This is a genomic window from Bacillus sp. AFS037270, assembly GCF_002585305.1.
In genome coordinates this window covers 1-2597 of sequence record NZ_NUNF01000135.1, presented here as the reverse complement: position 1 = coordinate 2597, position 2597 = coordinate 1, and the positions used below count along the sequence as shown (strand labels likewise).

Below are 2597 nucleotides of genomic sequence, written 5' to 3'. Positions count from 1 at the left end.
ACACTTAAACAAACGGGTGCGTTAATTAAAGAAGACGGATCGCAAAATAACGGGTTCGGTTTTGAGCTAGAAAAGTGAATTAACACATCAAATAGCACAAAAAAAGGGGGAGGTTTTAGTCCCCCTTTTAACATATCAATTAGCACTACTTTCAGCTCTAATATTAACTTTTTTCACCTTTTTTCATCATCTTCTTTAATTTTTCTTCAGTAGAGGAACCCTCGACAGGAGTATAAATGCTACACCAAAAATCAGTATTACCATGAACTTGTAAAGAAGTTAAATTAAAAATCATTTTACCTGCCTTGGAATGTCTAAATTCAATTAATACTTCGGGAGCCATATTCACCTGATTTTCTTGCCATAAGGACTTAAACTCTGGATTAAGATTAGTCATTTCTTCGAGAAATTGAGTGTACCATTCATCCCCCATGTGTTGTCCATAATAAACCCGAAAGATGGATAGAAAGCCTTTCACAAAATGCTCCCAATTGACAGCTAAAGACCTCAATTCTTTCCTAGTAAACACTAAGCGGATTAAGTTTCTCTGTTCAATGGGAATTTGTTCAAAATCCAAAAAAACATAGGCTGCAGCAGGATTCCAACCAACGATTTGGAAATGTCGGTCTGTGATCAGAGTAGGGCAATATTTTAATTCTGTTAAAATTTTTTCTAAAGAAGGGGAAATTTTTGTTTGTAAAACGTCTTGTTTATACACATTTGTGTTTACTTCTAATGCTAAATCGTATAGATACTTTCGTTCATCGTTATTTAATTGTAGAGCAGATGCTATAGAATCTAGTACAGAAGACGAGACCTTAATATTTCGCCCTTGTTCCAGCCATGTGTACCAGGTAGTGCTCACTCCAGCTAACTGGGCAACTTCCTCCCTCCTTAGACCTGGGGTTCTCCTCCTAGTTCCGGTTGGTAATCCCACTGATTGAGGTTGTATATTTGCACGTTTTGACTTTAAAAATTCGGATAGGGCTTCTAATCTAGTTTTGCTATTCATATTCACAATACTCCTATCTTAAAACGATTATCATATTACTAATTATACTATGATAAACAACAACTTGTAATAGGATAAAAACAGTGTGAAAATATAGATAATCTTTACGAGGGGGAATAAATATGGAACGAGTTGTGATTACAGGAATGGGTGTCGTGTCACCATTGGGAAACAATGTTGACAAATTTTGGAGGAATTTAACCGAAGGCAGATCTGGAATTTCTTACATTCATACATTTGATGCTAGTAAACATAAAACCAAAATTGCTGGACTAGTTAAGGATTTTAATGCTGAAGATCTACTTGGACAGAAGGAAGCAAGGCGTATGGATCGATTTTGTCAATTCTCTCTTGCTGCAGCTGAACAAGCATGGGACGATTCCAAACTGAACTCTACGGAAATTGATTTAGAGCGTCTCGGTGTATATGTTGGTTCAGGAATCGGCGGAATTGAGACGTTAACTAAAAATATTGATATTCTTCGAGAAAGAGGACCTCAAAGGGTAAGCCCCGCGTTGGTTCCAGCGATGATTGCAAATGCGGCTTCTGCACAAATCAGTATTAAATATGGTGCATTGGGACCTGCGATGGCACCGGTCTCCGCATGTGCAATTGGAAATACAGCTATTGGTGAGGCATTCAGAACAATTCGGTATGGTTTCGCTGATATCGCATTTGCCGGAGGGGCGGAAGCTGCCGTAACAGAATTGTCATTAGCCAGTTTTGAAAATGCAACTGCTTTATCTTCAAGGAATGATGACCCAAGTGCTGCTAGTCGTCCCTTTGATTCGGAAAGAGATGGATTTGTCATGTCTGAAGGTGCAGGAATCTTAATACTTGAATCCTTAACACATGCTTTACAAAGAAATGCACAAATTTATGCCGAAGTAATTGGATACGGTGCTAGTTCGGATGCCTATCACATGGTATCCACTCATCCAGAAGGCAGAGGAGCGTATCTTGCCATGAAAATGGCTTTAAAGGATGCGTCCATTTCGATTGATGATGTGGATATGATTAGTGCTCACGCAACAAGTACAAAGGTCGGTGACCTATCTGAAACAATAGCGATAAAAAAACTGTTTGGCGAACGGGCATACAGAATACCTGTTACCGCAAATAAGTCGATGACAGGTCATTTATTAGGAGCCGCTGGTGGAGTTGAAGCTATTGCATTAGCAAAAAGCCTGAAGGAGGGCATCATTCCTCCCACAATCAACTTAGAAAATCCCGATCCTTTATGTGATTTAGATTTTGTACCGAACGTAGCCCGACAAACAAATCTCAACATAGGTCTCTCCAATTCGTTTGGGTTCGGCGGGCATAATGCTGTCATTGCTTTGAAAAAATATGAAATGTAAAAATATTCTTAAAAATTGGTTAGAAAATCAACAATACTCTTTAAAAGAAAAATAGCATAATGCGGATTTTAGATTCTTTAGTTATGAAGACGAATGAGATCTGTGGTTAAAGGACGGTTATAAGGGCGATTCTTCTAAATGAAGGTCGCCTTTTTCTTAATTAAAATGAAAGATTGTGAAATATTACACTTAAACTATATGGGTGCTTTATTAAAACAAAAATG

At 38.0% G+C, this 2597-nt stretch carries 2 protein-coding genes; one reads left to right on the top strand and one right to left on the bottom strand.

The features are described from left to right. Positions 1-163: 163 nt before the first annotated feature. Positions 164-1012: a helix-turn-helix transcriptional regulator gene (locus tag COD92_RS31335; protein WP_098532300.1), complete on the bottom strand. Its 849-nt coding sequence runs from the start codon at positions 1010-1012 to the stop codon at positions 164-166. A gap of 122 nt (positions 1013-1134) precedes the next feature. Here COD92_RS31335 and fabF point away from each other — a divergent pair, with 122 nt between their 5' ends. Next, positions 1135-2373 (top strand): beta-ketoacyl-ACP synthase II, encoded by a 1239-nt coding sequence (gene fabF / locus COD92_RS31330; RefSeq protein ID WP_098532301.1) that lies wholly within the window; start codon positions 1135-1137, stop codon positions 2371-2373. The last annotated feature ends 224 nt before the right edge of the window (positions 2374-2597 follow it).

What these genes read in the sequence shown, in the direction of transcription:
- COD92_RS31335 (WP_098532300.1), bottom strand. Translation starts at nt 1,012, where the DNA reads ATGAATAGCAAAACTAGATTAGAAGCCCTATCCGAATTTTTAAAGTCA.
- fabF (WP_098532301.1), top strand. Translation starts at nt 1,135, where the DNA reads ATGGAACGAGTTGTGATTACAGGAATGGGTGTCGTGTCACCATTGGGA.